Genomic DNA, 23390 nt, shown 5'->3' with positions numbered 1-23390 from the left:
TGGGATGCAGTTTAACCCTCCGGGGGCCGGCCGAGGCGGTATGCGGGTCAGACGCCGATATAGCGTTGCCACAGGGCGGTGTCGGCGGCCAGGGCCTCGGAGCCGCCTTGCCAGACGACCGTGCCGCGCTCGATGAGGGTGTGCCGGTCCGCCAGGCGCAGCAGCCGCCGCACGTACTTGTCGATGACCAGGATGGTCTGGCCCTGCGCCCGCAGCGTGTCCAGGCAGCGCCAGATTTCCTCGCGGATCAGCGGAGCCAGGCCTTCGGTCGCCTCGTCCAGGATGAGCAGCAGCGGGTTGGTCATCAGCGCGCGGCCGATCGCCAGCATCTGCTGCTCGCCGCCCGAGAGCTGCCCGCCCATGTGGGCGGCGCGCGCGGCCAGGCCGGGGAACAGATCGTAGACGCGCGCCAGCGTCCAGGGATCCGCACCGGCATTGCGACCGGAGGCGAACGCCAGCAGGTTTTCCCGGACGGTCAGGTTCGGAAAAATCTGCCGCCCTTCGGGCACGACCGCCAGGCCCATGCGGGCGATGCGGTCCGGCGCCAACCCCTCGATGCGTTCGCCGCGAAAGCGCACCGTGCCGCCGCACGCGGGCGTCAAGCCCAGCAGCGAGCGCACCGTGGTGGTCTTGCCCATGCCGTTGCGGCCCAGCAGCGTCGAGACCTCCCCCTGGCGGATGGAAAACGAGATGCCGAACAGGACCTGGCTGCTGCCGTAGGCGGTTTCCAGGCCCTCGACCTCCAGCAGCGCGGTCATGTATAAATTCCCTCGAATTCATCACCCAGGTAGGCGCGGCGGACGTCGGGGTGGGCGTGGATGTCGTCGGGCGTGCCGGTGGCGATGACCTTGCCGGACACCAGCGCCGAGATGCGGTCGGCCAGCCGGAATACGGCATCCATGTCGTGCTCGACCAGCAGCATGGTGACCTCGCCGCGCAGGCCCTGCAACAGCGCGACCATGCGCTCGGATTCCTCGGCCCCCATGCCGGCCAGGGGTTCGTCCAGCAGCAACAGCCGCGGCCGCAGCGCCAGCGCCAGGCCGATCTCGAGCTGGCGCTGCTCGCCGTGCGACAGCGTGCCGGCGATGCGGTCGGTGCGCGCGCCCAGCCCGACGCGCGCGGCGGCTGCCGCGGCGGCCTCGTAGCGCGCGTGCTCGGCGCGCGCCGGCCGCCAGAACCCCGGGCGGCCGCCATCGCTGGCCTGCAGCGCCAGCGCCAGATTGTCCAGGACCGACAGGCGTCCAAACACGCTGGTGATCTGGTACGAGCGCACCAGCCCCAGGCGGGCGCGCTCGTGGATCGGCAGCCGGGTGATGTCGCGGCCGTCGAAATGGATAGTCCCCCGCGTCGGCGCCAACGCGCCGGAGAGCTGGTGGATCAGGGTGGTCTTGCCCGCGCCATTGGGACCGATCAGCGCATGCAGTTCGCCCGCGCGCACGGACAGGTCGGCGTGGTCGGTGGCCGCCAGGCCGCCGAAGCGCTTGACCAGGCCGTCGGCGCGCAGCATCTCGGCCGGTAAAACGCTCATGGCGCCCCCTTGGCGCTGCGCGCCGTCCCCCCGAGGGGGAATTTCGCGCTTGGGGCGGCCCGGCGCGCTCATGGCGCCCCCTTGGCGCGTCGGCCCAGGCTCATGAGGCCGTTGGGCGCCAGCAGGACGACGGCGAGCAGGACGGCGCCGAGGATGAATTGCCAGTGGATGGTGTAGCCGAGGGCCGCCTCCTCGATCAGCAGGAAGGCCGCCGCGCCCGCCAGGCCGCCGTACAGGTGGCCCACGCCGCCGAGGATGACCATGACCAGCAGGATGCCGGATTGGCTCCATTGCATCATGGCCGGGCTGACGAAACCGGTCTGGTTGGCCAGCAGCGCGCCCGCCAGGCCGGCAATGGCGCCGGCCAAGGTGAACGCTGTCAGCTTGTAGCGATAGACCGCAAAGCCCAGCGCGGCCATGCGCGTTTCGTTTTCGCGGATGGCCTGCAAGGCATGACCGAAACGCGCGTTGAGCAGGCGAGCGATGCCGACGAACACCAGCGCGCCGATCGCCAGCACCACGTAGTAGAAGCGGGTGTCGTCCGACAGGTCCAGCCCCGGGCCGAGCCACGAGCGCGAGGCCAGCGACAGGCCGTCGTCGCCGCCATAGGCCTCGAGCGAGGACATGAGGTAGAACAGCATCTGCGCGAACGCCAGGGTGATCATGATGAAATACACGCCCCGCGTGCGCAGGCTGACCAGGCCGATCACGAAGGCGAACAGGCCGCCGACCACGAACGCCGCCGGCCAGGCGATCCAGGCGGCGGACACGCCGTCGCGCATGAGGATGCCGACAGTGTAGGCCCCCATGCCGACGAAGGCGGCATGGCCGAAACTGACCATGCCGCCGAATCCGAGGATCAGATTCAGGCTGCTGGCGGCCAGCGCAAAGATCAGCATGCGGCTGGCGACCCCGATATAAAAATCCTCGTCCAGCGCATGGGCGACCACGGGCAGCAGGATCAGCAGCGCCAGCAGCGGCACGGCGCTGCGCGCGCGCAGCACGTGGTCCAGCAGGCCGTGGGCCGCGGGCGCCGCGGTCCGGGTCATCGCGCCATCAGCCATGGGCGGGGAACAGGCCGCGCGGCCTCCAGAACAGGACGGCGGCCATCAGCAGATAGATGAGGATCGAGGCCACGGCCGGCCCGGCGGTGGCCGCCGCCGAGGGCCCCATCAGCAGGCCGAACAGCAGAGGCACCACGGTGCGTCCCGCCGTATCCACCAAACCGACCAGCAACGCGCCCAGCAGCGCCCCGCGGATCGAGCCGATGCCGCCGATCACGATCACCACGAAGGCCAGGATCAGGATGTTCTCGCCCATGCCGACCTGCACCGCCAGCAAGGGGCCCAGCATGCCCCCCGCCACCGCGCACAAGCCGGCGCCCGCGGCAAACAGCACCGCGAACAGGCGGCGCACATTGGCGCCCATGGCCTGCGCCATCTCGCGGTTGGAGGCGCCGGCGCGCACCTGCATCCCCATGCGCGTGCGCGTGACCAGCAGGTACAGCAGCAGCGCCACCGCCAGACCCACGCCGATGATGAACAGGCGATAGGCCGGATAGCTGAAGCCGGGCAACATCTCGACCGGACCGGAGAGCGCGGCGGGCATGGCCAGGGGCACGGGCTGGGAGCCCCAAATCATGCGCACCCCCTCGTTGGCCATCAACAGGATGGCGAAGGTGCCCAGCACCTGCGACAGATGGTCGCGCCGATACAAGTGCCGGATGATGCCGTATTCCAGCAGCGCGCCCACCAGCACCGTCGCCGCGATGCCGCCCGCCAGGCCGATCCAGAACGAGCCCGAGGCGCCGGCGATGGTGGCGACCAGGTAGGCGCCCACCATGTACAGCGAGCCGTGCGCCAGGTTGATCATGTCCATGATCCCGAACACCAGCGTCAGGCCGGCCGCCAGCAGGAACAGCATCAGGCCGAACTGCAGGCTGTTGAGGAGCTGTTCCAGAACGAGGATGCCGCTCATGCGTGCCGCGCCGCCCGACGATCAGGAGGGCATCTTGCATTGGCCGACGTAGGCGTCGGCGTGGTTCTCGAACACGCGGCTGACCAGCTTGTTGGTGATCCGGCCCTGATCGTCCTTCACGACCTCGCGCAGGTAGTAATCCTGCACGGGGTAGTGGTTCGTGTCGAACTTGAAGGCGCCGCGCACGGATTCGAAAGGCGCGGCTTCCAGGGCCTTGCGCAGCGCGTCCTTGTCCTCGACCTTGCCGCCCACCTTGCGCACGGCGCCGTCGATCAGGCGCGCCGCATCATAGCCCTGCGAGGCGTACATCGTGGGCAGCCGGCCGTATTCCTTCTGGAAATCGGCGACGAAGCGCTGGTTGGCCGCATTGTCCATGTCGTGCGCCCACTGCGAGGTATTGAAGATGCCCAGCATGGACTCGCCCACGGCGCTGATCACGTCCTCGTCGGCCGAGAAGCCCGGCGCAAAAAGCTTCATGTCCTGGTTCAGGCCGGCGCCGACGAATTGCTTGATGAAGTTCACGCCCAGGCCGCCGGGCAGGAAGATGAACACCGCATCGGCGCCCGAGGCCCGCAGCTTGGACAGCTCGGCGCCGTAGTCGAGCTGCTTGAGCTGGGTGTAGTCCTCCATCACGATCTCGCCCTCATAGAAGCGCTTGAAGCCAGCCAGGTGGTCCCGGCCGGCCGGGTAGTTGGGCGCGAGCAGCGCGACTTTCTTGAAACCGCGCGCCTGCACGACCTTGCCCGCGGCCTCGTCGATGGTGTCGTTCTGGTAGGACGCGCTGAAAAAGTACGGGTTGCATTGCTCGCCGGCGTACTGCGAGGGGCCGGCGTTGGCGCTGATATAGAAGGTCTTGGACTGGAACACCGGCTGCCCGACCGCCAGCATGATGTTCGAGAACACGATGCCGGTCATGAAATCCACCTTTTCGCGCTTGAGCAGGCGATCGGCGGTCTGCTTGGCCGCGTCGGGGCTCATCTGGTCATCGGCCACGATGACCTCGGCCGGCAGGTCGCCGAAGGTGCCGCCCGCGTGCTTGACCGCCAGCTGGAAGCCGTCGCGGATGTCGATGCCCAGGGCCGCGCCCGGACCCGAGAGCGTGGTCAGCAGGCCGACCTTGATCGGGTCGGCGGCCTGGGCCGTGCCCGCCAGGCAGGCCAGGGCGGCCGCGGCGGTCAAAAGGCGAAGAGATACATGCATGAAGGTTCCTCCCGGTGAGACCATTGCTTTTTGGTTGAAATACTAGGATACGGCAAAAGGGGCGCGGCGCTAGCTAGCGGGCCGCCAGCCAGCGCACCAGCGCGTCGTCGAAGGCGCGCACCCCCGCGGCGTTGGCGTCGTTCACTAGGCTGACGAGGATGTAGCGCTTGCCGCTGGCGCCGCGCACGTAGCCGGCCAGCGAGCGCGCATTGCGCAGCGTGCCGGTCTTGAGGTGGGCCTGGCCGCGGGTCTCGTCGTCGCGCAGGCGGCGGCGCACCGTGCCGTCGACGCCGGATATCGCCAGCGAGGAAATGAACTCGGGCATCAGGGGCGAGCGCCAGGCATAGTCCAGCATCTGGGCCAGGCCGCGGGCGGTGATCCGGCCGTCGCGCGACAGGCCCGAGCCGTTATCCAGCACCCAGCCGGCGACGTCCACGCCCTGGTTGCCCAGCAATTGGGCGACGGCGCGCCCGCCGCTGGCGCGGGTCGCGCCCGGGCCATGGAATTCGGCGCCCAGGGTCAGGAGCAGCATCCGCGCCATCACGTTGTTGCTGTGCTTGTTGATCTGCCGGATGATGTCCGACAGGGCCGGCGAGTCGTGCCAGACCAGCGGCGACGCCGACGCCGGCACGGCCCCCTGGCGGATGTCGCGCGCCAGGGTGCCGCCCAGTTCCTTCCAGAGCATGCGGAACAGCGCCTCGAAATAGGCCGGCTGACTGGCCACCAGCCGGTACACGCTGAATTCGCCGCAGGATCCGACGGCCCGGCCCCGCACCTGGATGACGGTCGAGCCGTCCTGGTGCAGCACGTCGGTCGCCACGGCGGGCGACCCCGGGCACCGGCCATCGGCCCATTCGACCTGGCCGCTGACCCGCACGCCGCGCGTCGGCGGATCGACGATCGCAATCCATTTCCGGGCCGCGGGATCGGGCTGGAACAGCAGCCGCGTGGCGCCGAAATTGACCATCATCGCGTCCGGGCTGGCGTTGTAGGGCCGGTCGGGCGAATCGTCGAAATCGCCCGGATCGATGGCCACCTCGCCGAAAACCCCGCGATCGACGATGACCTCGGACAGGTTCTTGACGCCGCGCAGGCGCAATTGGCGCAGCAGGTTCCAGAGGTCCTGGACGGTAAAAAACGGATCGCCGGCGGCCTGCACGTACAAGGGCCCCTTGAGGGAGCCCTGCGCGTCGACCCGTGCGCCGCGCGCCGCCAGCAGGCGGGTGCGCCAGACGTAGTCCGGGCCCAATCCAGAGAGTCCCGCCCAGGTGGTGACCATCTTCATCACCGAGGCAGGATTGCGGGGTTCGCCGGCCTGCACCGACATCAGCACCGGACCGCCGGCCTCGCGCACCTCGAGCGACAGGGCCGAGAGCGGGATGCGGGTGGCTTTCCAGGCGGCCTGCAGATCCGGCGGCAGACCCTGTGCCCAGACGCCCGCGGCGGCGGCCCACAAGGCGACGCCCGCCAGGCCGCGGCCCACGCCGCGCGCCCATCGCCCAAGACCTACCCGCATCACGCCGACTCCCGCAGGTCCATCCCCGCACCCGTGTAAAAAAGTACCAGCATAATCCAAACCGGGGGGACTCCAGAAGCACCGCGACGCCGGAGGGCTTAAAATACGGCCCGACCCCATCATCGGCCCGGCCCGTCCGGCGCCCGCCTCATCCCCGTGGAACACGAACTCGACCTCAGCCAGTTCGATTACGAACTGCCGTCCGAACTCATCGCCCAGACGCCGGCCGCGCGACGCGACGCCAGCCGCCTGCTGCACCTGGACGCCGCCGGTGGATTGCATGACCTGCAATTCCCCGACCTGCCCTCGCTGCTGCGCGCCGGCGACCTGCTGGTCTTCAACGACACGCGCGTCATCAAGGCCCGCCTGCGCGGCCACAAGGCCAGCGGCGGCCGGGTCGAGGTCCTGGTCGAGCGCATCACCGGGCCGCGGCAGGCGCTGGCCCACGTGCGCGCCAGCAAATCGCCCGGGGCGGGCACGCGCCTGGTGCTGGCCGATGGCGCGTTCGAGGCCGAGGTGGCCGGCCGCGAGGGCGAACTGTTCGAGTTGCGGTTCCCGGACCGGGTACTGGACCTGCTCGAACGCCACGGTGCGGTGCCCCTGCCCCCCTATATCACCCACGCCGCGGACGCCAGCGACGAGGCCCGCTACCAGACCGTCTACGCCAGGGAGCCCGGGGCGGTGGCCGCCCCCACGGCGGGCCTGCATTTCGACCAGGCCATGCTGGAGCGCCTGGACGCCCGGGGGATCGGACGCGCCTTCGTCACCCTGCACGTGGGGGCCGGCACGTTCCAGCCGGTGCGCGCCACGCGCCTGCGCGACCATGTCATGCACGCCGAGCGCTATGTGGTGCCGGCCGACACGCTGCGCCGCGTGCGCGAGACCCGGGCCGCGGGCGGGCGTATCATCGCCGTCGGCACCACCAGCGTGCGCGCGATCGAGGCGGCCGCCGCCCAGGGCGGCGACGAGGACACGCCGCGCGAGGGCGATACCCGCCTGTTCATCACCCCGGGCTACGCCTTTGCCTGCGTCGACGCCCTGATCACCAATTTCCACCTGCCGCAATCGACCCTGCTGATGCTGGTGTCGGCCCTGGCCGGCATGGCGCCCATCCGCCGCGCCTACGCGCACGCCGTGCAGTCCCGCTACCGCTTCTTCAGCTATGGCGATGCCATGTTCATCGAATCCGCCCAGTCATGACCGGACTCCAGTTTTCCCTCCTGCGCACCGACGGCGCCGCGCGTCGCGGCCGCCTGGTCCTGAACCACGGCGAGGTGCAGACGCCGATCTTCATGCCCGTGGGCACCTACGGCAGCGTCAAGGCCATGCTCCCCCACGAGCTCGAGGACATCGGCGCCCAGATCGTGCTCGGCAATACCTTTCACCTGTGGCTGCGCCCCGGCACCGACATTCTCGACCGGCACGACGGCCTGCACGGCTTCATGCAGTGGCACCGGCCGATCCTCACTGATTCGGGGGGGTTCCAGGTCTTCAGCCTCGACGGACTGCGCAAGATCACCGAAGAAGGCGTGCGCTTTGCCTCGCCCATCGACGGCTCGCGGCTGTTCCTCACGCCCGAGGAATCCATGCGCATCCAGCGTTCGCTCAATTCCGACATCGCCATGGTGTTCGACGAATGCACGCCCTACCAGATCGATGGCCGGCCGGCCACGCATGACGAGGCCGCCGCCTCGATGCGCATGTCCCTGCGCTGGGCCCGGCGCTCGCGGCAGGCGTTTCTTGACCTGGGCAACCCGAACGCGCTGTTCGGCATCATCCAGGGCGGCATGTACGAGGACCTGCGCGACGAGTCGCTGGCGGGGCTCACCGAGATCGGCTTCGAGGGCTACGCCATCGGCGGCCTGTCGGTGGGCGAGCCCAAAGAGGACATGATGCGCGTGCTGGCGCACGTGGCGCCGCGCATGCCGGCCGAGGCGCCCCGCTACCTCATGGGGGTCGGGACCCCCGAGGACCTGGTCGAGGGCGTGCGGCTGGGGGTAGACATGTTCGACTGCGTCATGCCCACTCGCAATGCCCGCAACGGCTGGCTGTTCACGCGCTACGGCGACATCAAGATCCGCAACGCGCGCCACCGCGACGACACCCGCCCCCTGGACCCCAGCTGCGGCTGCCACACCTGCCGCCATTTCTCGCGCTCCTACCTGCACCACCTGCAGCGGGCGGGCGAGATTTCAGGGGCGCGCCTCAATACGCTGCACAACCTCCATTTCTACCTGAATCTGATGCAAGAGATGCGCGATGCGATCGAACACGGTCGTTTCGAGGCTTGGCGCGAGGCCTTTGCCCGCGACCGGGCGCGCGGGATCGAATGAGGCCTGCGGGCCTCACGACGCACCCATATGCCGCTACAATAAAGAGTTAAGCCTCGAGACGCACACCCCGCAAGGGCGCCTTCGCGGCCGCCTGAATCCACACGCCAACCGCTACATATGCACACCGCAACAGGAGCCTTCATGTCCCTCGCCGACACCCTGACCCTGATCCCCGCCCAGGCCGCCGCTGGCGGAGACGCCCTGATGGGCATGCTGCCCATCATCCTGATGTTCGTGATCCTGTATTTCCTCATGATCCGTCCCCAGATGAAGCGTCAAAAGGAACACCGCAACATGGTCGCCGCGCTGGCCAAGGGCGACGAGGTCATCACCTCGGGCGGCCTGCTGGGCAAGGTCACCAAAGTCAGCGACAACTACCTGACCGTGGAAATCGGCCAGGCCGGCGACAAGGCGATCGAATCCATCGTCCAGCGCACCGCCGTCACCTCCGTCCTGCCCAAGGGCACCATCAAGTCGCTCTGATCCGCCGACGGGGCGCCGCACGCCCCGCCCCCGCCTTCCGTCCCCCGCCCGACCATGAACCGCTACCCACTCTGGAAATACCTGACCGTGCTGGTCGCCCTGATCATCGGGGTGCTCTACACGCTGCCCAATTTCTACGGCGAATCGCCGGCCGTCCAGATCGCCGGGGCCAAGACCTCGACCAAGGTGGACATGGGGACGCTGACCCGTGCCGAACAGATCCTGGCTGAGGCCGGCATCCAGTCCACGGGCTCGAGCTTCGAGATGAACGGTCCGGTCGGCGCGGTGCGGCTGCGCTTTGAATCGACCGACACCCAGCTCAAGGCCAAGGACCTGATCGAGCGTGCCCTCAATCCCAATCCCCAGGATCCGGATTACACGATCGCGCTGAACCTGATGCCGGCCTCGCCGAATTGGCTCTCGGCCATTGGCGCCCATCCCATGTACCTGGGCCTGGACTTGCGCGGCGGGGTGCACTTCCTGCTGCAGGTCGACATGCAGGGCGCGCTGACCAGCCGCTATGACTCCATGGCCGGCGAGGCGCGCACGACGCTGCGCGACGCGCGGCTGAAATTCGAGGACGTCGAACGCAACCAGATGTCGGTGCGGGCCAGCTTTGCCACCGAGGATGCGCGCGACGCCGCCGCAGAGGAACTGCGCCGGACCATGCCCGACATGACGTTCACCCTCGGGCGTGTCGGCGACCTGTTCACGGTCGACGGGGTGCTCAGCGCGTCGGCCGTCACCCAGGTCCAGACCCACGCACTGAAGCAAAACATCACCACCTTGCACAACCGGATCAATGAACTGGGCGTGGCCGAGCCGGTCATCCAGCAGCAGGGTGCCGACCGTATCGTGGTACAGCTGCCCGGCGTGCAGGACGTGGCCAAGGCCAAGGAAATCCTCGGGCGCACCGCCACGCTCGAGATCCACATGGTGGATGATTCACCCACCGCGATGGCCGCCCTGGCATCGGGCACCGTGCCCTTTGGCCTGATCCGCTACAACGACCGCGACGGGCGGCCGCTGCTGCTGCGCCGACAGGTGATCCTGACCGGCGAAAACCTGCAGGACGCCCAACCGGGCCGTGACCAACAGACTCAGCAACCCACCGTCAACCTGACCCTGGATTCCAAGGGTGCGCGGATCTTTCGCGACGTGACGCGCGACAACATCGGCAAGCGCATGGCCATCGTGCTGTTCGAGAACGACAAGGGCGAGGTCGTCACCGCCCCGGTGATCCGCAGCGAAATCCCGGGCGGGCAGGTACAGATCTCGGGCAGCATGACGGCGCAAGAGGCCGCCGACATCTCGCTGCTGCTGCGCGCGGGCTCGCTGGCTGCGCCCATGCACATCATCGAGGAACGCACGATCGGCCCCAGCCTGGGCGCCGAGAACATTCGCCAGGGCTTTGACTCAACGCTGTACGGCTTTGCGGCCATCGCGGTGTTCATCATCCTGTATTACCACCTGTTCGGCTTGTTCTCGACCCTGGGCCTCAGTTTCAACGTGCTGCTGCTGCTGGCGGTGCTGTCGATGCTGCAGGCGACACTGACGCTGCCGGGCATCGCGGCCATCGCCCTGACGCTGGGCATGGCCATCGACGCCAACGTACTGATCAACGAGCGCATCCGCGAGGAACTGCGGGCAGGGCTGCCACCCCAGCAGGCGATCAACCTGGGCTTCGAACGGGCTTGGGCAACCATCATGGACTCGAACCTGACCAGCCTGATCGTCGGCGTTGCGCTGCTGGCATTCGGCTCCGGCCCGGTCCGCGGCTTTGCGGTGGTGCACTGCATCGGCATCCTGACCTCGATGTTCTCGTCCGTGGTGGGTGTGCGCGCGCTGGTCAACCTCTGGTATGGCCGCAAACGCAAACTCAAGTCGATTTCGATCGGCCAGGTCTGGAAACCCAAGCAGGACTAACTCGGCCCTGACAGGACACATCATGGAATTTTTCCGCATACATCGCACCATCCCTTTCATGCGGCATGCGCTGATCCTGAACATGATCAGCCTGCTGACCTTCGTGCTGGCGGTGTTCTTCATCGCCACGCGCGGCTTTCACCTGTCGATCGAGTTCACGGGCGGCACGGTGCTCGAGGTCCACTACGCGCAAACCGCCCCGGTGGGCGAGATCCGCGACGCCATCGAGGGCCTGGGCTACACCGACTTCCAGGTGCAGAATTTCGGCACCTCGCAAGACGTCATGATCCGCCTGCCGGTTCGCGCAGGCGAGGACTCGGCCCAACAAAGCCAAACAGTCCTGTCGGCGCTGCAGGCACAGAACCCCGATGTGGAATTGCGCCGCGTCGAGTTCGTCGGCCCGCAGGTAGGGCAGGAACTGCTGCACAACGGCTTGATGGCGCTGCTGTTCGTGGTGGTGGGGATCGTGATTTACCTGGCGGTGCGCTTCGAATGGAAGCTCGCGGCCTCGTGCGCACTGGCCAACCTGCACGACGTGGTGATCATCCTGGGGTTCTTTGCGTTCTTCCAGTGGGAGTTCTCGCTGTCGGTGCTGGCGGGGGTGCTGGCGGTCCTGGGCTACTCGGTCAACGAGTCGGTGGTGGTGATGGACCGGATCCGGGAAAATTTCCGCAAGCAGCGCAAGGCATCGGTGCGCGAGATCATCAATGCGTCGATCACGCAGAACATTTCGCGCACGATCATCACGCACGGATCGACGCAGATGATGGTGCTGTCGATGTTCTTCTTCGGCGGCCCGACCCTGCATAATTTTTCGCTGGCGCTGACGATCGGGATCTGGTTCGGGATTTATTCCTCGGTGTTCGTGGCGGCGGCCCTGGCGATGTGGATGGGAATCAAGCGCGAGGACCTGGTCAAGCCGGTCAAGAAGGACGGGCCGGAAGTCGAGTTGGGGTGATTGCGTGCCGGCTGGTGCAGGGTGATTGCTTGCTGATGCACGCGTCTAAAGAACCCCAAACACCACAGTACAATACACACTTTCCCACCCTCCACAGCCCCCGGGATATAAACCCGTCACGGCGAACGATCATGCAAGAAACCACCCTGCGCCGTCCCGGCGCGCCCGTGCCTGAAGCCGCGCCCGCCAGTTCCGCCCAGGACCAGGCCCTGGCGACGCTGCTGCAGCCCACCGAACCCGACGCCCCCGCGCGCAAGCTCTTCATCCGCACCTTCGGCTGCCAAATGAACGAGTACGATTCGGAGAAAATGGCCGACGTGCTGCGCGAGGCCGAGGGCGTCGAGCTGACCCAGGATCCCGAGGACGCCGACATCATCCTGTTCAACACCTGTTCGGTGCGCGAGAAGGCCCAGGAGAAAGTCTTTTCCGACCTCGGCCGGGTGCGGCACCTCAAGCAGGCGAAGCCCGGGCTGGTGATCGGCGTGGGCGGCTGCGTGGCCAGCCAGGAAGGCGAGGCCATCGTGCGCCGCGCGCCCTATGTGGACGTGGTGTTCGGCCCGCAGACCCTGCACCGCCTGCCCGACCTGATCGGCCGGCGCCGCGCCACGGGCCAGGCGCAGGTCGACATCTCGTTTCCCGAAATCGAGAAATTCGACGCCCTGCCCCCCGCGCGGGTCGAGGGGCCGGCGGCCTTCGTCTCGATCATGGAAGGCTGCAGCAAGTATTGCAGCTTTTGCGTCGTGCCCTATACGCGGGGCGCCGAGATGTCGCGCCCCTTCGACAGCGTGCTGGTCGAGGTGGCCGACCTGGCCGACCAGGGCGTGCGCGAGGTCACCCTGCTGGGCCAGAACGTCAACGCCTATCGCGGCCCCACCGGCGGCGCGGGCGGCGAGGTCGCCGATTTCGCCATGCTGCTGGAGTACGTGCACGAGATCCCGGGCATCGAGCGCATCCGCTACACCACCTCGCACCCCAAGGAAATGACCGCCCGCCTGATCGAGGCCCACGGCCGCCTGCCCAAGCTCGTGCCCTTCCTGCACCTGCCGGTCCAGGCCGGCAGCGACCGCGTGCTGGCCGCGATGAAGCGCGGCTACACCGCGCTGGAATACAAGTCCATCATCCGCCGCTTGCGCGCCGCGCGGCCGGACATCACGTTGTCGTCCGACTTCATCGTGGGCTTTCCAGGCGAGACCGAGGCCGACTTCCAGAAGACCCTGGACCTGGTGCGCCACGTGGGCTTCGACCAGTCGTTCTCGTTCGTTTACTCGCGGCGCCCCGGCACCCCGGCGGCCGACCTGCAGGACGACACGCCGCAGGCGGAAAAACTCGATCGCCTGCACCGGCTGCAAGCCCTGATCAACGAGCAGGCCGCGGCCATCAGCGCCGCCATGGTCGGCGGCACGCAGCGCCTGCTGGTCGAGGGCCCCTCGCGGCGCGATCCGCGCGAGATGCGGGGGCGCACCGAAAACAACCGGATCGTGAATTTCGCCGGACACCCGCGCCTGATCGGGCACATGGTCGATGTGCGCATCACCCAGGCCCTGGCCAATACGCTCAAGGGCGAGATCATCCCCGAACGCGTCGAGGTCCGCCCATGAGTGAACGCCGCAAGCCCGTGTCTTTGCAGTTGGCCGGCGGCAATGCCCAGCTGGCCGATCTGTGCGGCCCGCTGGACGAGAACCTGCGCCAGATCGCCCAGGCCTACGGGGTCGGGATCTCGCGGCGCGGCAGCCGCTTTACCGTGCGCGGCGATGACGCGGCGCGCGCCGCCGAGGCCCTGCGCTGGTTTCACGAGCGCGCGGCCCAGGGCCCGCTGTCGCTGGATACCCTGCAGTTGGGGCTGGTGGAGCTCGGGGCCGGCGCCGCCGGCCGGGCGCCCAGCGCCCCGCCGCCCGAACTGCCGCCCATCGACGATGCCAGCCTGAATCTGCGCACCCGCAAGGCCGACTTGCGGCCGCGCACGCCGCGCCAGCGCGACTACCTGAATGCCATCCTCAAGCACGACGTGACCTTCGGCGTGGGTCCGGCCGGCACCGGCAAGACCTGGCTGGCCGTGGCCTGCGCGATCGACGCGCTGGAGCGCGAATCGGTCTCGCGCCTGGTGCTGACCCGGCCGGCCGTGGAGGCCGGCGAGCGCCTGGGCTTCCTGCCGGGCGACCTGGTCCAGAAGGTCGATCCCTACCTGCGGCCGCTGTACGACGCCCTGTACGACCTGCTGGGCTTCGAACGCACCCAGCGCCTGTTCGAGAAGCAGACCATCGAAATCGCGCCGCTGGCCTACATGCGCGGACGCACGCTGAACCACGCCTTCATCATCCTCGACGAGGCGCAGAACACCACGCCCGAGCAGATGAAGATGTTCCTCACGCGCATCGGCTTCGGCAGCAAGGCGGTGATCAACGGCGACCCTTCGCAGGTGGATCTGCCGCGCGGCCAGCAAAGCGGGCTGCTGCATGCGCTGGAGGTCCTCGACGGCGTGCCGGGCATCGCCACGACGCGCTTCACCAGCCACGACGTCGTACGCCACCCCCTGGTCGCCCGCATCGTCGACGCCTACGAACAGGCCGGCGACCATGTATCCTGAATTTTCGCTGTCCGTCCAGTACGGCGAACCGGCACCTGAAGTGCCGCGCTGGCGCCTGCGGCGCTGGGTGGGGCGCGCCCTGGAACATGCCCTGGCGCCGCCGGAACCGCGTGCCGGGCGGCCCGTCGCCCTGACGCTGCGGCTGGTGGGCGAGGACGAGGGCCGGGCGCTGAACCTGGCCTACCGCCGGCGCGACTATGCGACCAACGTGCTGACCTTCGAGTACGGCGAGGACCCCTCGGGCCTGCTCAGCGGAGACATCGTGCTGTGCATGCCGGTGCTGCGCCGCGAGGCCCGCGAACAAGGCAAGCCGCTGTCGCACCACGCCGCCCACCTGGTCACCCACGGCGTGCTGCATGCCCTGGGCCACGACCACATCGAACCCGGCGAGGCCCACGCCATGGAATCCCTCGAAACCGCCATCCTCGCGGCCCAGGGAATACCCGATCCCTACGGCGTGCGCGCCAGGGGCTGACGGCCGGGCTTTTCGGTTATGCTTGGAATTCCATCAACAGCTCCGCAGGGCAATGCCAGACCCCAACTCACCCGATTCCGAACCTCGACCTAAGCGCTCGGCCGGCAAGCGCCTGTGCAACCGCCTCACCGCCTTCCTCAGGCCTGCGGCTCCCGCGGACCGCAAAGACCTCAAGGCCGTCCTCGACGCGGCCCACGACCAGTCGGTGCTCGACGGCGAATCCTACGCGATGATTTCCGGGGCGCTCGAGGTCGCCGACAAGACCGTGTCCGACATCATGGTTCCGCGCTCGCGCATGGACATGCTCGACGTCAGCCGGCCCCTGGCCGAACTGATGCCCGACATCATCGAAACCGGCCATTCCCGCTTTCCCGTCTATGAGGGCGACCGCGACAACATCCTCGGCACGCTGCTGGCCAAGGATCTCCTGCTGGCGCTGTCGGACAGCCAGCTCGAGGTGCGCGCGCTGGTGCGTCCGCCGGTCTTCATTCCCGCAACCAAGCGCCTGAACGTTCTGCTGCATGAATTCCGCAGCAACCGCAACCACCTGGCCATCGTGGTCGATGAGCACGGCGGGGTCTGCGGCCTGGTCACCATGGAGGACGTCCTCGAGCAGATCGTGGGCGACATCGAGGACGAATACGACGAGGATGCCGAAAAGACCATTTTCCGCACCGGCGACAACAGCTGGCGGGCGATGGGCTCGACCGACATCGAGGTCTTCAACGACACCTTCGGCGTGGCGCTCCCGGACGAGGACCATGACACGCTCAACGGCTGGCTGGCCGAGGCGCTGGGACACATCCCCCGCCGGGGCGAACGCCTCGAATGCCAGGGCCTGCTGCTGACCGTGGTCGGCGCCGACAGCAAACGCGCACGCTGGCTGCACATCCAGCGCCAAACCCCGCAGACGCACGGCGATGCCGCCTGAGGCCGGCGCCACCGCCGTCCATGGCCGGTGGGCCGCCTGGCGCGGCCCGCTGGCAGCGCTGGCGGCGGGCGGCCTGCAGGCGCTGAGCTTCGCGCCCGGCCCCCTGCCCGCCTGGAGCCTGCCTTTCGTCCAGATCGTCGCCCTGACGATCCTGGCCCATCAGGTCTTCTGCGCCGGCGGCGCGCGGCGCGCCGCCTGGCGGGGCTGGCTATTCGGCTTCGCCCTGTTTCTGGTCGGCGTGTATTGGCTGACGATCAGCATGCACCAATTCGGCGGCCTGCCCCTGCCGCTGGCCGTCGCGGCGCTGGTCCTGTTCGCCGCGGCAATGGGCCTGTACGCCGCGCTGGCCGCCGCGCTCACGGCGCTGGTGTGCGGGCGGCGCGGCGGCGTGGCGGAGCGCGCGCCGCGCCAGGTGCTGAACGCCGCGATCTGGGCCTCGGCCTGGACGCTGTGCGAATGGCTGCGCACCACCCTGTTCACCGGCTTTCCCTGGCTGAACATCGGCTACGCGCATGCCGAGGGCATGTTCACCGGCTGGGCCCCGATGGTCGGCGTCCACGGCCTGGCGTGGCTGGCGGCGTTCTCGTCAGGGGCCATCGCGCTGATGGCGCGGGCCAAGGACACCCCGCACGACCGCGCCGCGGCGGCGGCCATCGCCCTGGCGCTGGGCGGCGGCCTGCTGGGCATCGCCTGGACGCACATCGCCTGGGTGCGATCCGAGGGCGCCCCCATGATCGTGCGCCTGGTCCAGACCGGCACACCGCAATCCCAGAAATTCGATCCCGCGCGATTCCAGGCTGTGCTGGACAAGGACCTGCGCCTGGCCGGGCTGCCTCCCAAGGCGCCGGCCGATGCGCCGGCCTTGGTGGTGCTGCCGGAGACGGCCATGCCCGCGTTCCAGGACAACATCCCGGAAGCCGTCTGGGAACGGTGGCGCGCCGTGGCGCGCGGCCTGGACGCGCCCATCCTCATGGGCATGCCCCTGCGCCGCGCGACGCCGGAGGGCGAGCGCCTGACCAACGGGGCGCTGGTCGTCGTTCCGGCGGACACCGGCCGCGCCACGCCGGACCTGGCCTGGCACTACGACAAGCGGCACCTGGTGCCCTTTGGCGAATTCGTGCCGCCGGGGTTCCGCTGGTTCGTCGACGCCATGCACATTCCGCTGGGGGATTTCGACCGGGGCGCCGCGCGCCAGCCGCCGCTGCAGGCCGGATCGCAGCACTTTGCCGTGGACATCTGCTATGAGGACACCTTCGGCGCCGAGATCGCCGCCAGCGTGCGCCCCGGCCCATCGGGCAACAGCCCCGGCGTGCTGGTGAACCTCAGCAACCTGGCCTGGTTCGGCAACACCTGGGCACTGCGCCAGCACCTCTGGATCGCGCGCCTGCGCGCCCTGGAGACCGGGCGGCCCATGATCCGGGCGACGAACACCGGCGTGACCGCAGCCATCGATCCCCTGGGACGGGTGCGCGCCGCCCTGGACCCGCAATCGCCCGGCGTGCTGGACGTCGAGATCCAGGGGACGCAGGGCCTGACGCCCTATGTGCGCTGGGGCGACGCGCCGATCCTGGCCTGGACGCTGGCCTGCCTGCTGCTGGGCCTGTGGCGGCGCGGCGCGCGCCGCGCGACGACCCTGCCCTAGGCGTCATGGCGCCTAGAGCAGGCGCCGCACGATCATCTCGTCGATCTCGGCCGCCTCCAGAGGCTGCGCAAAGAAATAGCCCTGGGCGTAATTGCAGCCCGCGGCCCGCAGCAGCTCGCATTGGCGCGCGCTGGACACGCCTTCGGCGATGACCGCCAGGCCCAGCTTGTGCGCCATCACGATGATGGCCTGGCACAGGGCGAGGCTCTCGGTGCCGATATCCAGGTCCTCGACGAACGAGCGGTCGATCTTGATGTAGTCGATGTCGAAACGGTTCAGGTACGACAGCGAGGAATAGCCCGTCCCGAAATCATCCAGGGCCACCTGCACCCCGGCATCGCGGAAGGCCAGCAGCTTGTCCTGCGTGGCCGGCCCCATGTCCATCAACAGGCTTTCGGTGATCTCGACGGTCAGGCGCCCCGGCGGCAAGCCGAGCTCGCGCAGGTGCGCCAGCCAGTCCTCCGTCCGGATGCCGTCGGCCAGCAGTTGCACCGGCGAGACGTTGATGCTCATCTGCAAGTCGTGGGCATGCCGCCAGGCGCGCAGCTGCATGGTCGCCTCGCGAAACACCCAGTCGCCGATCTGGCGGATCAGCCCGGATTCCTCGGCCTGCGCGATGAAGGCCAGCGGCGGCAGCAGGCCGCGCGCGGGATGGTTCCAGCGCAGCAAGGCCTCGACCTTGACCATCCTGCCGGTATCCAGGTCGACGATGGGCTGGTAGAGCAGGTGGAACTGGCGCTCGGCCAGGGCGGATTGCAGGTCGCGATGCAGCTGGCGGCGCATCAGGGCGGCCTCGCGCATCGAGGACTCGAAGCGCCGGTACTGGTTGCGTCCGCCCTCTTTGGCCGCATACATCGCCAGGTCGGCGTTGCGCAGCAGCTCGCCGACGTCCTCGCCGTCCCGGGGATAGAAGGTCACGCCCACGCTGGCCGAGATCGTGACCTCCTGGCCGCTCAATATGTACGGCCGCGCCAGGGCCTCGAGCACATCGTCCAGGATGCGGTCGACCACCGGGGAATCGCCCAGCCCTTCGAGGATCAGCGTGAACTCGTCACCGCCCAGGCGGGCCACCATGTCGTTCTCGCGCACCGCGCCGCTGATCCGCCCCGCGACCGCTCGCAACAGGGTGTCCCCGACCTCATGGCCCAGGGTGTCGTTGACTTCCTTGAACAGGTCCAGGTCCAGAAACACCAGCGCCACCGGGCCGCAGCCCCCGTCGCCAGCGCGATCCAGGGTGTCCTGCAGCTTGAGATGGAAGTGCTGGCGGTTGGGCAGGCCGGTCAGGCTGTCATAGTGCGCCTGCCGCCAGATCAGGTCCTCGGAGCGCTTCTGCTGCGTGATGTCGCTGAAGATGCCCACAAAGCAGCGCACGCCGCCGTCGGTGTCGTAGACGGCGTTGATGGTCAGGTGTTCGGCGTAATCCTGGCCGTCCTTGCGCCGGTTCCAGAGGTCTCCGCTCCAGTGGCCGTGCACCCGCAGCGCCTCCCAGAGCTTTTGGTAGAAGGCGCGGTCCTGGCGGTGGGAGGACAGAATGCGCATATTGGCGCCGATCACCTCGTCGCGCGTGTAGCCGGTGATCACGGTGAAAGCGGGATTGACGTTGAGCACGTGCCCCTGGCTGTCGGTGACGACAATGGCTTCGCTGGTCGACTCGAAGACCAGCGAAGCCTCGCGGGCCGCCACCTCGGCCTCGCGCCGCTCGCTCACGTCCATCAGCACCACGACCACCGCCCGGTCGGCCCCCAGTTGCATTGCCGAGCAGAACAGCTCGACCGGCAGTTCCTTGCCGCCGGCCGCCCGCAACTGGAAGACGTGCCCGCGGTCGGTGGTGAGCCGGCCGTCCAGGTAGCCGTCCAGCAGGGCCATGAGGCGCTGCCGGTCCCGGGCGATGAAGGCGTCGTCGATCCTCGAGTCGTAGATCGGCGCGGCGGCATCCAGGCCCAGCATCCGCACATAGACGCCGTTGGCGTACCGCAGGCTCATGTCGTCGAGCACCACGATCACGCCGACCGCCGCGTTGTCGGCCACGCCCTGGAACAGGGCCTCGGCGCGCTGCAGGTTCTCGTGCTCCGTGCGGATCCGCTGCATGAGCTCGTGCGTGCGCCGCGCGCTGTCGTTCAAGCCGACGGCGAGCTGCCCGATTTCGTCATTGGGCGGATAATCCACGCGCGCCGCATAGTTTCCGCGTATGAGCTCCTGGCAATAATTGGACAGCATCCGCAGCGGCTGCAGCACATAGCGCCGCACGGCCGCGCTGGCGATCAGCAACAGGACCAGGTCCAGGCCGAATACCAGGTAGAGCGCCTGGAGGTGATTGCGGCGATAGGCCGCCTCCAGGTCGACGAGGCCGGCCAGCAGGGTCTCGGCCGCCAGCAAAACGGCCTGGGACTGTGCATCCAGCGCTGCGCGCACCTGGGCATACGACTCGTCGTCCGCCACATTGCCCGCCAGGCTGCGCGCCAGGGCATTCTCGCGATACCTTTGCCAGGCCTCGCCCACCGCCAGCAGGCTGCCCGCCAGCTCGCCATCGAGTGGGCGGACGGTCATGCCGAAGACCTCGCCGCCGACCGACAGGGTATGGTAGGCGCGCTCGAAATCGGCGATGTCCGCCTGCATCTGATCGTCCACGGCATCCGGATCGCGCAGGCGGCCCAGGCCCTGGTAGGCCGTGCGCTGGCTGAGCATGCGCATCTTGCCGGCCACGTTCACGGTGGCGGCGACCGAATCGGAGTGGATCAGCGCCAGGCGCACCACGACGATATTGGCCACCGCCAGCATGAAAATCAGCAGGAACACCACGCCGGCCTTGCGTCCCAGGCTCTGGTCGTGCAGGGACTGCAGCCAATTGCGGCCCGAAGCCATCGAATCCGTCCTCATGGTTCGCGAATTGCCAGCCTCCGGCCATTGACCAGGCGCCTCTCGAGCTCGCCGGGCTCAAGAGGCTCATCGTACCAATATCCCTGGCCGGCATCACAGCCGACGCGTAACAGGAGTTCGTGCTGCGCGGCGCTGGCCACGCCCTCGGCGATCACCTGGACACCCAGCTTGTGCGCCAGCAGAATGATGGCCTCGCACACATGCAGGGCCTGGAGATCCTCGACGATGTGCTCGGTGGTGGCGCGATCGAGCTTGATGTAGTCGGCGGGCACGCGGCCGATGGAGGACATCGACGCCGAGGCGATCCCGAACGCATCCAGGCCGAGACCCATGCCGGCATCGCGCAGCGTCTGCAGATTGGCCAGGGCGCCCGCACCCAGGCCAGCCAATGCGCGCTCGGAAAACTCCAGCACGATGTCGTCGGCGGCCAGGCCGTGCCGACGCAGGCATTCGAGCCAGCACAGGCGATTGTCCTCGCCGCCCTCGAGCTGGGCGGGCGACACATTCACCGCCACGCGCAAGCCCAGGCCATGGCGCGCGCGCCAGGATGCCGCCTGCGCCGCCACACGCTCCAGAACCCAGTCGCCGATGCGGCTGATCAACTGACGATCCTCGGCCATGGGCAGGAACTCCATCGGCCGGATGATGCCGAACTCAGGGTGGTTCCAGCGCAGCAAGGCCTCGGCCTCGAACAGCCGGCCGGTGCCCATTTCGTAGATCGGCTGGTACACCATGAAGAACTGGCCGTCGGCCAAGGCCCGCGGCAGGCCCTGGATCAAGTCCCTCAGCATGCGCGCGCGGGTGCGCATGTTTTCGTCGAAATAGCGGTGGCGATTCGGCCCCTCGGCCTTGGCGGCGTACATCGCCAGGTCGACATGGCGCAGCAGGATGTCCTTGTCCTCGGCATCCTTGGGGTACAGGGCGATCCCGATGCTGGCCGAGACCCGCAGGGACTCACCGGCAACCACATAGGGCGCCGTGACGCCGCGCATGATGCTCAGGCGCAGATCATCGACCTGGTCCTGGTCGCGCACGTCGTCCAGCAGCACGACGAACTCGTCGCCCCCCAGACGGGCGACGAATGCGGCCTCGCCCGAGCAACTGCGCAAGCGCTGGGCCACCTCGGTGAGCACCTGATCCCCCACGGCATGCCCCATCGAATCGTTGATCGCCTTGAATCCGTCCAGATCGAGGAACATCAGGGCAAGCGGCAGGCCGCCGGCCGCGGCGCGCTCGACCGATCGGGCGATCCGGTCGTTGAAGCACTGGCGATTGGGCAGCAGCGTCAGCGGATCGTGGTGCGCCTGCCACCAGACCTGCTTTTCGGCGTGCTTCTTTGCCGTGATGTCGCTGACGATCGCGACCCGGCAATTGACCGAGCCGTCATGGTTCCAGGCGGTGTCGATGACCACGCGCTCGGCATAGTCCTCGCCGGACTTGCGCTGGTTCCAGTATTCGCCCTCCCAGCGCCCCGTCGTATTGATCGCATGCCACATGGCATCGTAGAAATCACGATTGTGCCGGCCGGGCTTGAGCAAGGGCAGGGTCTCGCCCACCACCTCGTCGGGCCAGCCTCCGGTGATCCGCGCATATGCCGGATTCACGTCCATGATCACGCCCGCGGCGTCGGTGACGGCGATCGCCTCGCTGCTGTTCTCGTAGGCAATGCCGGCCAGCTGGGCCGAGGCTTCGACACGCTTGCGCTCGGTGATGTCCTGTACGATCCCGATGATGGCCGTGGTGCCGCCCGTCTGGAGAGCCGAACTGAAGACCTCGATGTCGATCACGGTCCCGTCCTTGCGCCGGCCCCGGCGCTCGTAGCGCACCGTCCCGTCCTTGCGCTTGAGGCTGGCCTTCAGCGACTCGGCCGCCAGATAGCGTTCGCGCGGCACGATCACCCCCAGGACCGGCAGCGTGTCGATCATCTCCTGGGGCGTGTAGCCGAAGATCTCGGCCATCTTGGCGCTGACGAAACTGAAGCGGTCGCCCTCGGCCAGGTAGATGCCGACGATGGAATTGACCGCCAGACCGCGAAAAATCGTATCCGAGCGCTCTAGGCCCAGGCGGTCCTTGCGCGTGGTCTCGAGCAGCTCCTGAATGCGTTGCGCCCCGCTGTTGAACGCATTGGCCAGTTCGCTCAATTCCCCAGAACCCTTGTAATCGACGCGCGTGCCGTAATGGCCGCGCATGAGGTCCTGGCATGAGTGATAGAGTTTGCGCAGCGGCACCACCAGGTGCCGGCGCACCAGCACGAAGGCCAGCAACAACAGCAGCAGATCGGCCGCCAGCAGGCCCGCCCCCAGCCACGGGATGGCCGCGCGCCGCTGCTGCGCGCTCTGCTGCAGCTCGTTGCCCAGCGCCTGCAGGGACTGCAGCAGCACGTTGGCATCATCGATCAGCCACTGCCGCAACACCGCCGGCGCGGCGCCCGCCATCCCTTCGCCGGATGTGCCTTGCGAGGAATAACTGGCCAGCACCACCGATTGCGCGCGATTGCGAAAGGAGGTCCAATCACGCCGGATCTTGGGCAGGTAGGCTTGCAGGCGCGGCTCGATCAGCGGCGGCACCTCGCGGCCGGCCACCACGCCGCCATGCTCGAAGGCCGTCAGGCCGCGGTTGAACACATCGACCCCATGACCGAATTGCGCATCGCGCACTTGGCTGGCGTCGGTCAGCCGCACCGAATGCAGGGCGGCCTGCAGACCGAGCACTCGCATCCGGTCCAGCGTCTCGAGCTTGGCGGCGGCCGCGTCGTCATAGGACAAGAGGGCATGCACGGCAAACCCGTTGCCGATGAACAGCACGAGCAGCAGCGCAAAAAACGCCCCCACCATGGTGCCCAGCCCTCCCGGCGTGCCGTGAGCGGGCGGCCGGCGAGCGTGTGTGTCTCCTGTCATGCCCCACCATGTCCATCATCAGAGGGTAATGAACAGTAACATATCGCGCGAAGGCGGGATAGC

At 68.2% G+C, this 23390-nt stretch carries 18 protein-coding genes; 10 read left to right on the top strand and 8 right to left on the bottom strand.

Annotated features, from left to right (window positions below):
* Positions 1-47 precede the first annotated feature (47 nt).
* The 6 genes from OOZ48_RS08420 to dacB form a co-directional block, all read right to left on the bottom strand.
* The gene (locus tag OOZ48_RS08420) at positions 48-758 is read right to left on the bottom strand and encodes an ABC transporter ATP-binding protein (protein ID WP_269497314.1); all 711 of its coding nucleotides are present in this window, start codon (positions 756-758) and stop codon (positions 48-50) included.
* The gene (locus OOZ48_RS08415) at positions 755-1528 is read right to left on the bottom strand and encodes an ABC transporter ATP-binding protein (protein ID WP_269497313.1); all 774 of its coding nucleotides are present in this window, start codon (positions 1526-1528) and stop codon (positions 755-757) included. Before OOZ48_RS08415 ends, OOZ48_RS08420 begins: the two co-directional genes overlap by 4 nt.
* 68 nt (positions 1529-1596) lie before the next feature.
* Positions 1597-2577 carry a branched-chain amino acid ABC transporter permease gene (locus tag OOZ48_RS08410; protein WP_269497312.1) on the bottom strand — a complete coding sequence of 327 codons (981 nt, stop codon included), beginning with the start codon at positions 2575-2577 and terminating at the stop codon, positions 1597-1599.
* A 7-nt stretch (positions 2578-2584) separates the two neighbouring features.
* Positions 2585-3505 carry a branched-chain amino acid ABC transporter permease gene (locus tag OOZ48_RS08405; RefSeq protein ID WP_269497311.1) on the bottom strand — a complete coding sequence of 307 codons (921 nt, stop codon included), beginning with the start codon at positions 3503-3505 and terminating at the stop codon, positions 2585-2587.
* Between the two features lie 21 nt (positions 3506-3526).
* Positions 3527-4705, bottom strand: coding sequence for an ABC transporter substrate-binding protein (locus OOZ48_RS08400; RefSeq protein ID WP_269497310.1), 1179 nt, complete (start codon positions 4703-4705; stop codon positions 3527-3529).
* Between the two features lie 73 nt (positions 4706-4778).
* Positions 4779-6221 carry a D-alanyl-D-alanine carboxypeptidase/D-alanyl-D-alanine endopeptidase gene (gene dacB, locus OOZ48_RS08395; protein ID WP_269497309.1) on the bottom strand — a complete coding sequence of 481 codons (1443 nt, stop codon included), beginning with the start codon at positions 6219-6221 and terminating at the stop codon, positions 4779-4781.
* Between the two features lie 156 nt (positions 6222-6377).
* Here dacB and queA point away from each other — a divergent pair, with 156 nt between their 5' ends.
* The 10 genes from queA to lnt all read left to right on the top strand — a co-directional run bounded on the left by queA (position 6378) and on the right by lnt (position 17553).
* Complete coding sequence (gene queA, locus OOZ48_RS08390) at positions 6378-7421, top strand: tRNA preQ1(34) S-adenosylmethionine ribosyltransferase-isomerase QueA (RefSeq protein WP_269497308.1); 1044 nt, start codon at positions 6378-6380, stop codon at positions 7419-7421.
* Positions 7418-8554 (top strand): tRNA guanosine(34) transglycosylase Tgt, encoded by a 1137-nt coding sequence (gene tgt / locus OOZ48_RS08385; protein WP_269497307.1) that lies wholly within the window; start codon positions 7418-7420, stop codon positions 8552-8554. The genes queA and tgt overlap by 4 nt, the downstream gene beginning before the upstream one ends.
* Positions 8555-8695: 141 nt before the next feature.
* Entirely contained in the window at positions 8696-9037 is a 342-nt protein-coding gene (gene yajC, locus OOZ48_RS08380; protein WP_269497306.1) for a preprotein translocase subunit YajC, read from the top strand.
* 54 nt (positions 9038-9091) lie between these two features.
* The gene (secD, locus tag OOZ48_RS08375) at positions 9092-10963 is read left to right on the top strand and encodes a protein translocase subunit SecD (RefSeq protein ID WP_269497305.1); all 1872 of its coding nucleotides are present in this window, start codon (positions 9092-9094) and stop codon (positions 10961-10963) included.
* Positions 10964-10985: 22 nt separating this feature from the next.
* The gene (gene secF / locus OOZ48_RS08370; protein WP_269497304.1) at positions 10986-11921 is read left to right on the top strand and encodes a protein translocase subunit SecF; all 936 of its coding nucleotides are present in this window, start codon (positions 10986-10988) and stop codon (positions 11919-11921) included.
* Positions 11922-12052: 131 nt separating this feature from the next.
* Entirely contained in the window at positions 12053-13519 is a 1467-nt protein-coding gene (miaB, locus tag OOZ48_RS08365; protein ID WP_269497303.1) for a tRNA (N6-isopentenyl adenosine(37)-C2)-methylthiotransferase MiaB, read from the top strand.
* Entirely contained in the window at positions 13516-14505 is a 990-nt protein-coding gene (locus OOZ48_RS08360; protein ID WP_269497302.1) for a PhoH family protein, read from the top strand. The genes miaB and OOZ48_RS08360 overlap by 4 nt, the downstream gene beginning before the upstream one ends.
* Positions 14495-14980: an rRNA maturation RNase YbeY gene (gene ybeY / locus OOZ48_RS08355; RefSeq protein ID WP_269497301.1), complete on the top strand. Its 486-nt coding sequence runs from the start codon at positions 14495-14497 to the stop codon at positions 14978-14980. Before OOZ48_RS08360 ends, ybeY begins: the two co-directional genes overlap by 11 nt.
* 52 nt (positions 14981-15032) lie before the next feature.
* On the top strand, positions 15033-15911 hold the full coding sequence (locus OOZ48_RS08350; RefSeq protein WP_269497300.1) for an HlyC/CorC family transporter: 879 nt from the start codon (positions 15033-15035) through the stop codon (positions 15909-15911).
* The gene (gene lnt, locus OOZ48_RS08345) at positions 15901-17553 is read left to right on the top strand and encodes an apolipoprotein N-acyltransferase (RefSeq protein WP_269497299.1); all 1653 of its coding nucleotides are present in this window, start codon (positions 15901-15903) and stop codon (positions 17551-17553) included. The genes OOZ48_RS08350 and lnt overlap by 11 nt, the downstream gene beginning before the upstream one ends.
* A 12-nt stretch (positions 17554-17565) precedes the next feature.
* Here lnt and OOZ48_RS08340 read toward each other — a convergent pair whose 3' ends face one another.
* Both OOZ48_RS08340 and OOZ48_RS08335 read right to left on the bottom strand, forming a co-directional pair.
* Positions 17566-20415, bottom strand: coding sequence for an EAL domain-containing protein (locus OOZ48_RS08340; RefSeq protein WP_269497298.1), 2850 nt, complete (start codon positions 20413-20415; stop codon positions 17566-17568).
* An 11-nt stretch (positions 20416-20426) separates the two neighbouring features.
* Entirely contained in the window at positions 20427-23327 is a 2901-nt protein-coding gene (locus OOZ48_RS08335; RefSeq protein ID WP_269497297.1) for a bifunctional diguanylate cyclase/phosphodiesterase, read from the bottom strand.
* Between the last annotated feature and the right edge of the window lie 63 nt (positions 23328-23390).

The organism is Castellaniella sp. S9 (genome assembly GCF_027257175.1).
Classification (GTDB): Bacteria; Pseudomonadota; Gammaproteobacteria; order Burkholderiales; family Burkholderiaceae_B; genus Castellaniella.
The sequence above is the reverse complement of the archived record's forward strand: the minus strand, read 5'-3'. Positions and strand labels throughout refer to the sequence as shown.

Bases quoted from the DNA above. Each gene is read 5' to 3' on its own strand.
- OOZ48_RS08360 (WP_269497302.1), top strand. From the start codon at position 13,516: ATGAGTGAACGCCGCAAGCCCGTGTCTTTGCAGTTGGCCGGCGGCAAT.
- OOZ48_RS08400 (WP_269497310.1), bottom strand. From the start codon at position 4,705: ATGCATGTATCTCTTCGCCTTTTGACCGCCGCGGCCGCCCTGGCCTGC.
- secD (WP_269497305.1), top strand. From the start codon at position 9,092: ATGAACCGCTACCCACTCTGGAAATACCTGACCGTGCTGGTCGCCCTG.
- dacB (WP_269497309.1), bottom strand. From the start codon at position 6,221: ATGCGGGTAGGTCTTGGGCGATGGGCGCGCGGCGTGGGCCGCGGCCTG.
- ybeY (WP_269497301.1), top strand. From the start codon at position 14,495: ATGTATCCTGAATTTTCGCTGTCCGTCCAGTACGGCGAACCGGCACCT.
- OOZ48_RS08350 (WP_269497300.1), top strand. From the start codon at position 15,033: ATGCCAGACCCCAACTCACCCGATTCCGAACCTCGACCTAAGCGCTCG.
- OOZ48_RS08410 (WP_269497312.1), bottom strand. From the start codon at position 2,577: ATGACCCGGACCGCGGCGCCCGCGGCCCACGGCCTGCTGGACCACGTG.
- OOZ48_RS08420 (WP_269497314.1), bottom strand. From the start codon at position 758: ATGACCGCGCTGCTGGAGGTCGAGGGCCTGGAAACCGCCTACGGCAGC.
- tgt (WP_269497307.1), top strand. From the start codon at position 7,418: ATGACCGGACTCCAGTTTTCCCTCCTGCGCACCGACGGCGCCGCGCGT.
- OOZ48_RS08405 (WP_269497311.1), bottom strand. From the start codon at position 3,505: ATGAGCGGCATCCTCGTTCTGGAACAGCTCCTCAACAGCCTGCAGTTC.
- yajC (WP_269497306.1), top strand. From the start codon at position 8,696: ATGTCCCTCGCCGACACCCTGACCCTGATCCCCGCCCAGGCCGCCGCT.
- OOZ48_RS08335 (WP_269497297.1), bottom strand. From the start codon at position 23,327: ATGACAGGAGACACACACGCTCGCCGGCCGCCCGCTCACGGCACGCCG.
- OOZ48_RS08415 (WP_269497313.1), bottom strand. From the start codon at position 1,528: ATGAGCGTTTTACCGGCCGAGATGCTGCGCGCCGACGGCCTGGTCAAG.
- OOZ48_RS08340 (WP_269497298.1), bottom strand. From the start codon at position 20,415: ATGGCTTCGGGCCGCAATTGGCTGCAGTCCCTGCACGACCAGAGCCTG.
- lnt (WP_269497299.1), top strand. From the start codon at position 15,901: ATGCCGCCTGAGGCCGGCGCCACCGCCGTCCATGGCCGGTGGGCCGCC.
- miaB (WP_269497303.1), top strand. From the start codon at position 12,053: ATGCAAGAAACCACCCTGCGCCGTCCCGGCGCGCCCGTGCCTGAAGCC.
- secF (WP_269497304.1), top strand. From the start codon at position 10,986: ATGGAATTTTTCCGCATACATCGCACCATCCCTTTCATGCGGCATGCG.